The sequence below is a fragment of the Halanaerobiales bacterium genome (assembly GCA_035270125.1).
Lineage (GTDB): Bacteria > Bacillota > Halanaerobiia > Halanaerobiales > DATFIM01 > DATFIM01.
On record DATFIM010000021.1, the window covers coordinates 1 to 8,313 of the forward strand.

10 protein-coding genes are annotated in these 8,313 nt (G+C 28.4%); 8 read left to right on the forward strand and 2 right to left on the reverse strand.

Translation table 11 applies throughout. The features are described 5' to 3' along the window. Positions 1 to 1,524: hypothetical protein (locus tag VJ881_01090; protein ID HKL74636.1), on the forward strand; the 1,524-nt coding region annotated here is incomplete at its 5' end. Between the two features lie 116 nt (positions 1,525 to 1,640). On the opposite strand, the gene VJ881_01095 is transcribed toward VJ881_01090, so the two are convergent. Both VJ881_01095 and VJ881_01100 read right to left on the reverse strand, forming a co-directional pair. After that, positions 1,641 to 2,018, reverse strand: coding sequence for a YolD-like family protein (locus VJ881_01095; GenBank protein HKL74637.1), 378 nt, complete (start codon positions 2,016 to 2,018; stop codon positions 1,641 to 1,643). Beyond that, positions 2,008 to 3,267: a UV damage repair protein UvrX gene (locus VJ881_01100; protein ID HKL74638.1), complete on the reverse strand. Its 1,260-nt coding sequence runs from the start codon at positions 3,265 to 3,267 to the stop codon at positions 2,008 to 2,010. Before VJ881_01100 ends, VJ881_01095 begins: the two co-directional genes overlap by 11 nt. A 168-nt stretch (positions 3,268 to 3,435) precedes the next feature. Here VJ881_01100 and VJ881_01105 point away from each other — a divergent pair, with 168 nt between their 5' ends. The 7 genes from VJ881_01105 to VJ881_01135 all read left to right on the forward strand — a co-directional run. Next, entirely contained in the window at positions 3,436 to 3,714 is a 279-nt protein-coding gene (locus tag VJ881_01105; GenBank protein ID HKL74639.1) for a hypothetical protein, read from the forward strand. A gap of 108 nt (positions 3,715 to 3,822) precedes the next feature. Further along, entirely contained in the window at positions 3,823 to 5,022 is a 1,200-nt protein-coding gene (locus VJ881_01110; protein HKL74640.1) for an MBL fold metallo-hydrolase, read from the forward strand. Positions 5,023 to 5,060: 38 nt separating this feature from the next. Further along, positions 5,061 to 5,507 (forward strand): helix-hairpin-helix domain-containing protein, encoded by a 447-nt coding sequence (locus VJ881_01115; protein HKL74641.1) that lies wholly within the window; start codon positions 5,061 to 5,063, stop codon positions 5,505 to 5,507. A 21-nt stretch (positions 5,508 to 5,528) separates the two neighbouring features. Next, positions 5,529 to 5,993 (forward strand): regulatory protein RecX, encoded by a 465-nt coding sequence (locus VJ881_01120; GenBank protein ID HKL74642.1) that lies wholly within the window; start codon positions 5,529 to 5,531, stop codon positions 5,991 to 5,993. 29 nt (positions 5,994 to 6,022) lie between these two features. Beyond that, the gene (locus VJ881_01125; protein ID HKL74643.1) at positions 6,023 to 7,300 is read left to right on the forward strand and encodes a folylpolyglutamate synthase/dihydrofolate synthase family protein; all 1,278 of its coding nucleotides are present in this window, start codon (positions 6,023 to 6,025) and stop codon (positions 7,298 to 7,300) included. Further along, complete coding sequence (xth, locus tag VJ881_01130; GenBank protein HKL74644.1) at positions 7,300 to 8,067, forward strand: exodeoxyribonuclease III; 768 nt, start codon at positions 7,300 to 7,302, stop codon at positions 8,065 to 8,067. Before VJ881_01125 ends, xth begins: the two co-directional genes overlap by 1 nt. Positions 8,068 to 8,083: 16 nt before the next feature. After that, on the forward strand, positions 8,084 to 8,313 hold a 230-nt coding region (locus VJ881_01135), incomplete at its 3' end, for a hypothetical protein (GenBank protein HKL74645.1).

Below are 8,313 nucleotides of genomic sequence, written 5' to 3' on the forward strand. Positions count from 1 at the left end.
TCTTTTGTATCAGCTAAGGATACAGAATACATACTTGAAAAAAATAGCCTTCCAGATAATTGGGAAATAAAAAAGACAATAATTGTCCCTGATAATTATCTGGACAAATATAGCAAAAAGCTTAATGGAGAGATTATATCTTTATATAATTATCTAATAGATTGTGAAGGAGATGATCTATGGGTTAATCCGGTAACAGCAAGCAGTGAAGAAGAAGCAAGAAACATCTATAAAACTATGTTAGTAAATAAAACCGAAGATTATCTTTATCATAATAAAAATTTGGTAGTAGAATTTGTAGGCTTTGAAAATGCTAAAAAAGCAAAACAAATGTTAAAATTTGTGAAAAAAGAAACTAAAAATCCTTTGACTACAGAAGAAGGGAAATATCTAAAAGATAATTCTCAAAGTCTAAATTTTACTAATGATCAACTTAAAGGTTTAGATTTAATCTCTGATTCATTATCTGGAAAAAGATTATTTATAACAGCAGAATCACATGGAGTTTCGGTAAATCAAAAACTTGAATTTGAGTTTTTAAAATATTTTAAAGATAAGGCTAATATAAAATATTATCTCCAGGAAACTGCATTTAGTACTTCTATGTTATTAAATAAATATTTGGAAACAGGTGATGAAGATATACTAAATCAGGTTTTTAATCCTTTAGAAGGTACTTTTGCCTGGACTAAAGAAAAATATAATCTCTGGCAGAATTTATACAAATTTAATCAATCATTACCGGTGGAAGAGAGAATCATTGTTCTTGGATTCGATATAGAACATCAGATAGAAAATGCTTTTTGGTATTTAAATACAATAATACCTGAAAAAGAGATTCCTCAAAAAATCAAAGAACATATAACTAAAATAAAATCTATTTACAATAATAAAGAATATAATAAACGAAAAATCAAAAATTTTGCTTATGAGTTGCAGGATGATATTGAAACAAATCAGGAAATATATCATAACTTTTTCGGTGAAGATTTTTTTGGTCTTAAAATTGTAAATGATAATATAGTTAATAGATATATAGCTTATGAAAAAAGAAACAAAGCCTGGAATAATACCAGAGATAAGATGATGTATGATAATTTTTTAAGAATATATTCTAGATATTCCGAAGGGAAATACTATGGACAGTGGGGATTAAATCATGCTTTTCAAGAAAAACAGGATGAGGTCAATTGGTTTGCTGCAAAACTTGATAATGATGAAGATTCACCATTAAAAAATCAGATACTCTCTATTGTTTATTTATATCAAAATTGCACAAGGATAAATAATAATGGGGAATATAGTGAAACTTCTATGTCTAATAATATTTCCAGACAAATAGAGTTGCTTTCTAAAGAGGAAATAAATCTTTTTAAACTTAATGGAAAGCAATCTCCATTTAATGATAATTTAATTTGGATGCTTAGTGAAACAGCTCCTAAAAAAGGAGTAACTACAGATTATTTTCAGTATTTGATCTTTCTTAAGGATTTTAAAGCTTCAACTCCTTTAGAAAATAGATGATTTAAATAACTTAATGTGAGGTGATAAAAAATGTCCTGGCCAGTTTTAGTAGCAGTATTTTTTGTAATTGGAGTAGCAGTTTTTGTTTCTAGAAAAAATAAATAATTAAGTAGAAATTAATAATCTATTAATTTTATATCGATTATATCATTTATTAAAATTTCAATTTTATTATATTTTTCATTACTGTTAAGAATAATTTTTTGAGGGAAAGATTTAATTTTCATTATCTTTCCCTTACAGTGATGGAAATTTTTTTTGTGATAATATATTACTTCTATATTTAAATTTTCATTTATAGCTCTTTTTAGAATATAATTTAATCTTTCTAATTCATCTTCACTAAGTTCGGGTTTTTCTTTGTTATTTTCATTGTTTTTTAATTTTTCAAGTTTTTTTCTGTGTTCTACCAGCATTAATGATGTCCACTTAATGTTACCTCGATCTTTTATACTCATTTTATAACTCCTTTCCATATTGTCTTTACCAGGCATTATGCCCTCCAATAGTTATATTAATTCTATTTCTAATACTGGATTTTTTTAAACTGCGACCATAAAATAAAGCTTTATGATTAAATTTTTCATTTAATTCATCTTTGATTTTAGCCAACTCTAATTCTTTATTTTTATCATTAAATAAATTTAACTGTATTTTTCTATCAGAAACCAGATTAGAAATATTTATACTTACTTTTCTTACTTTTTCGCCCTCATAATTTTCTCTTAAAAGTTTTAAACAGCTATTATAAATATCAAAAGTGAAATTTGTATATTCATTAATTGTCAATTGTCTCTGGAAACCATTTTTTAATTCCTTTTTGCTATAACCAACAATTAAGGAAATTGTTTTACCTACTAAATTATTATTTCTGGCTCTTTTAGCTACTTCTTCACTTAATTCAAATATTACTGTTTTAATTTCTTCAATTTCTGAGTAATCTTTATACAAAGTTATACCTCTACCTATACTTACTTTTTTATCCTTATAATGTCCTTCAACTTTAGATAAATCAATTCCCCAGGCATGATAATAAAGCTGGTTTCCCATAATACCAAATTTATTTTCCAGATATTCTAAAGGAAGATGAGCTAAATTCCCTATAGTTTTTACTCCGATTTTTCTAAATCTTTTTGCCAGGCGATCACCGATTCCCCAGGTTTTTTTTAGGGGTAAAGGCCATAATTTATCTTTTACATCATCATAAGTCCATCGTACCAGTCCTCTTTTTTTGCCTTCAACATCCATGGCAACTTTAGCTAAAAACATATTTGGGCCCAGGGCCATACTTGAAGGAAGTCCAAATTCATTCATTAATGCATTTTTGATGGTTTGAGCAGTTTTACAGCTTTCGTTTTTATCTTCAGAAAGTTTAAGCCATGATTCATCAATAGAATAAACATGGATTGAATCTAAGGGCACAAAATCATTAAAAAGACGGGTGATTTCCATAGATACCTGTAAATAAAGACCCATTCGGGCCTCCACCATTATTATTTCAGTGTTGTCGGGGATTTGATAAACTCTATTTGCTGTCCCAATATTAAATTTATCTTTCATAGCAGGAGTAGCTGCTAATACTACGCCCCCTTTTTTTTGTTTATTCCCAATGACTGCAATTGGTACTTCCCAGGGATCAAGGTTGCGATCAACCGCTTCTATACTTGCATAAAAAGATTTCATATCAACACACAAAATATTATTATCAGGAAATTCACTATAGTCTATATTTTCATCTGACATATTAGCCGCCTCCCAAACTAATGTTTAAATACATAATACCATACAAATGTTTGCTTTGCAATACACAATATCTGAAATATAAAAATAATTTTGACAATCATGAGAAAAAGAGGTATAATAATATTGTAATAAACTGACTGGTCGGTCGAGTAAAAAAGGGGGAGAAAAATGTATTGGTTAGTTTTAGCTATTATTTCATTGGTAATGGCCGTTGCCCTTCAAATGGTGTTTAGATCCAGGTTTGAGGATATAAAAAACAACTATTTGATACTACTTGCTGTATCTGCCATTGGGGCCTGGGTTGGTGATGTACTACTTGGAGATTGGTTATTAATGGTAAGTGGTTTCAATGTACTTGCTGGTTTAGCTGGTAGTTTGGTTCTTGGATTGGGTTATAGTTTGATTGCTACAAATAGAAGACATCCTAAGGGGGCAGCAAAAGCTTAGGAATTAGTTCTTTCCTTAAAGACAGCATATGCTGTCTTTTTTTATTTTGTAAATTGTTATTTGTATGCTATAATTTAAAAAAGCTTAATGATTTTTAGGAGGATTATAATGAAAAAATTGTATAAAGTTTTTCAGTTATTAATAATTATTTTAATAATTTCTGTTTTTATAGTATATCCTGTATCTGCCCAAAATGAAATTACAACTCATTTTATTGATGTAGGTCAGGGTGATGCTATCTTAATTGAATTACCAAATACAGAAAACATGTTAATAGATGCTGGAGATAATGATCAGGGGGAAAAGGTAGTAGAATACATAAAAAAACACAATATTGAAGAGATTGATTATTTAATTGGTACACATCCTCATGCTGACCATATAGGAGGACTTGATAATGTAATTAATTCTTTTAAAATAGGCAAAATTTATATGCCTCAGGTCAATCATACAACCAAAACTTATGAAGATGTACTTTTGGCAATTGATGCTAAAGGCAAAAAGATAAAAGCTGCTAAAAAGGGTTTAATAATTGTCGAAGATGATGAACTTAAGGCTGAAATACTTTCTCCTATATCTAATGATTATCAGGATTTGAATAATTGGTCTGTAGTAGTTAAACTTGATTATAAAAAAATATCATTTCTTTTTACCGGTGATGCTGAAGAAAAAGTAGAAAATCAATTAATAAGTTCTGGAATAGATCTAAAAAGTCAGGTATATAAAGTTGCTCATCATGGAAGTGATACTTCAAACAGTCTTAGTTTTTTAGAAAAAGTCGATCCTCAGGCTTCAATTTTTAGTGTTGGGGCTGATAATAATTATGGCCATCCTTCTCTGGAAGTAATTAATAAATTAGATGAAATAGATAGTAATATATTTAGAACGGATAAACAGGGAACTATTGTTATTTCAAGTGATGGGGAAACCACAGTTGATTATAATAAAAAATCTTTAAAAGTAGAAACAAAAAAAGATAGTAATGATTCAACTGACAATAATTCAACTGATAATAATGTAGAAATTGTTAATTTAGATAAAGAAGCCGAAATAGTAAAAATAAGAAATAATAGTAATAAAAAAATAGATATTTCTGGGTGGATATTGTTAAGTGTAAAAGGTGATCAAAAATTTTATATTCCCCAGGGAACTATACTTAATTCAGGAGAGGTAATCAAAATAGTTTCAGGAAGAAATGCAGAAGAAAAAGAAGGTACTATCATATGGACTAAAGCTTATATTTGGAACAATGAAGGGGATTCTGCAAAACTTTTTAATGAAAAAGGTGAATTAATAACTACAAATTAAACTATCAAGAAAGTCAATAAATTTAAGGGGTGGTAATAATGATTAATATAAACAAAGCAACGATAGAGGATTTGATGAAAATTAAAGGTATTGGTAAAAGTAAAGCTGAAAATATTGTGGAGTATAGAAAGAAAAATGGATTTTTAAAATCAAAGGAACAGCTTAAAAAAGTAAAAGGAATTGGGAATAGTATTTTTAAGAAAGTAAGTGATAAAATTAGAATAAATAATAGACTTAAAGTTGAATTTAAGCCTTCAAATTATAATTTAAATGATCTAAATGAGGTACATCTTGTGGGGACAATGAATAACTGGGATCCTGCAGATAAATCTTATTCTTTGGAAAGGGTCAATGATGATTTATGGTCTGGAGAATTTCTTCTTGAAAATGGTGATGAATATAAAATAATGTATGACAGTATTTCCTGGGAAGAAGATAAATATATAGGAGATCTTGATAGTCAAAATATAATAGTAAAAAAATAATTTAAGGAGTTGGCCTGGTTTATGGTAGATGAAGGAGAAAAACAAAAAGCTAGAGAAGATGCCTACCGCTTGATTTCTTATAGAGATAGGAGTGTCTTTGAACTCAAAAAAAGACTTTTGCAAAAAGGGCATGATATTAAAGTAATTGAGGAAATTATACCCAGAATCAAAGAACTGGATTATCTTAATGATAAAAGATTTGCAAAAAAGTGGATAAGACATAAGGTGAAGCATTCTCCTAAGGGTAAATACCTATTAATAAAAGAACTAAAGGATAAAGGAGTAGATGAAAAAACAATAAATGAAGCTTTAAATAGTGAGTATCCTTATGGTCTTGAATATAAAACAGCAGTAAAACTTGCTAAAAAGTGGAAAAGCAAAAGTCATAATAAAGATAAAGAGTTAGTAAAATTAAAAGTTTATTTGAAAAATAAGGGATTTAGATATGAAATTATTTCTGATGTGGTAAAAGATATATCAGATTAGTTAATGTTTTGGAGAAATGAGGTTTAATAATGAAAGAAATAGATTATTTAAAAAACTTTGATAAAACTTCTGTCATAGCAACTCTAAAGAGGATTAATTTATTATTAGATTATTTGGACAATCCTCAAGATAATTTAGATTTTATTCATATCGCCGGAACTAATGGTAAAGGATCAATTGCTGAGATTTTAACTGTAATTTATAAAGAAGCTGGATATAATATAGGAACTTTTACTTCACCTGGAGTTATGGATTTAAAAGAAAGAATTAGAATTAATGACAGGATGATATCCAATCAAGAACTTGCTGAATTAGTTAAAAATATAAAACCACATATTAATAGAGTTGCCAGGGAATTAGAACATCCAACTTTTTTTGAGATCATTACTGCTATTGCCTTCTGTTATTTTTCAAATAAAAATTTAGATTTAGTAGTTTTAGAAACCGGGATGGGTGGAAGACTGGATGCTACTAATGTAGTTGATAGTATGATTTCGGTGATTACAAATGTTGGGCTGGATCATACCGAATATCTGGGAGATACTATAGAAGAAATTGCCAAAGAAAAAGCAGGTATAATCAAACCAAAGCAAAAAGTGATAACAGCTGCCCAAAAAGCTGTAGTTTTAGAGACTTTAGAAGAAAAAGCAGCCAAAGAGAAGGCAGAATTAATTAACATTAATCAAAAATATTTCTGGGAAAAAACGGATTTCAATCATAAAAATCAAAGTTTTAACCTAAAAGGACCTGATTGTACTTTAAATAATCTAAAGATTTCATTATTAGGTAGATATCAAATTCTTAACACAGTTACTGCTTTAGCAGTTATTGAAGAGTTAAACAAGATGTTTTATGTGAGTGAAAAAGATATAAGAAAAGCACTTATACATATTACCTGGCCAGGAAGACTGGAAGTAGTAAAAGAAAAACCTCTTATAATTTTAGATGGAAGTCATAATCTAGAAGGGATAAAAAATCTAAATAAAGAACTCAACAGATTCAAATACAGTAAACTTATAATTTTAATTAGTATTTTTTCAGATAAAAATATAAAAAATATGATAGAAGAGTTAGAAAAAAAAGGAGATCATTTTATTTTAACCCAAAATAGAAGTAAAAGGGCTGTAAAAGCTGAAACATTAAAGAAGTATATTGTAGATGATAAAAAAGCTGTTATTAGAAATAATTTGGAATTAGGATTAAACTATGCATTAGATATTTCTAAGGAAGATGATCTTATTTTAATTACAGGTTCACTTCATAATGTAACAGAACTTAGACATAAATTCACAGGAGGGTATAATTAATGAGATTTTATTCATGGAATGTAAATGGAATAAGAGCTGTAACCCGTAAAGGTTTTTTAGACTGGATAGAAGAGGAAGATCCTGATGTTTTGGGTTTACAGGAAATTAGAATTCAGGATCATCAATTAAAAGATAAATTAAGAAATATAAATAACTATTATTCCTATTTTAATTATGGGGAAAAGAAAGGCTATAGTGGTGTTGCTTTATATACTAAAAAAGAACCTGTTGATGTTTGGTTTGGACTGGGAGTAGACAGATTTGATGAAGAAGGCAGAGTACTTGTGGCTGAATATGAGGACTTTTATTTATTAAATATATATTTTCCAAATGGTAAGAGAAATAAGAAAAGGTTAAATTATAAATTAGATTTTTATGATGAAGTATTGGATTATTGTGAGGATTTAAGAGAAAATGGTAAAGAAATATTAATTTTTGGTGATTATAACACTGCTCATCATCCTATAGACCTTAAAAACCCTGAAGCTAATAAGGATGTTTCCGGATTTTTGCCTGTGGAAAGAGAATGGCTGGATAAGCTAGAAAATCATGGTTATATTGATACTTATCGTTATTTCCATCCAGATAAAGAAACCTATTCCTGGTGGAGTTATAGAACCAGGGCCAGAGAAAGAGATGCAGGCTGGAGAATAGATTATCATTTTATTTCTGAGGGTTTGGAGACTAAGCTTGAAGATGCTGATATTTTAACAGATGTTATGGGTTCAGATCACTGTCCTATTACAGTTACTCTTGATTTGGATTAAATAAGAGGAGTATAAAATGAATATTAATCAAATATATGAATTTAAAAATAATGAGGAAAGTGAATATATTTATCTTCTTGTTGACGGGAGAAAGATAATTAAGAGAAGTGATCAAAAAATAGATAAACTTAATTTAGAAAAATGGGAAATAATCAGTTTTATTCCAGAACGCTTTCAAAAAATAGAAAGAGAAGCTACCAAAAAAGAAATAAAAGAAGTAAAAAAATTTCTTAATAATAAATCATC

Excerpts from the sequence above, each read along its gene's own strand:
- VJ881_01095 (HKL74637.1), bottom strand. The coding sequence starts at position 2,018 with ATGCCTGGTAAAGACAATATGGAAAGGAGTTATAAAATGAGTATAAAA.
- VJ881_01100 (HKL74638.1), bottom strand. The coding sequence starts at position 3,267 with ATGTCAGATGAAAATATAGACTATAGTGAATTTCCTGATAATAATATT.
- VJ881_01105 (HKL74639.1), top strand. The coding sequence starts at position 3,436 with ATGTATTGGTTAGTTTTAGCTATTATTTCATTGGTAATGGCCGTTGCC.
- VJ881_01110 (HKL74640.1), top strand. The coding sequence starts at position 3,823 with ATGAAAAAATTGTATAAAGTTTTTCAGTTATTAATAATTATTTTAATA.
- VJ881_01115 (HKL74641.1), top strand. The coding sequence starts at position 5,061 with ATGATTAATATAAACAAAGCAACGATAGAGGATTTGATGAAAATTAAA.
- VJ881_01120 (HKL74642.1), top strand. The coding sequence starts at position 5,529 with ATGGTAGATGAAGGAGAAAAACAAAAAGCTAGAGAAGATGCCTACCGC.
- VJ881_01125 (HKL74643.1), top strand. The coding sequence starts at position 6,023 with ATGAAAGAAATAGATTATTTAAAAAACTTTGATAAAACTTCTGTCATA.
- xth (HKL74644.1), top strand. The coding sequence starts at position 7,300 with ATGAGATTTTATTCATGGAATGTAAATGGAATAAGAGCTGTAACCCGT.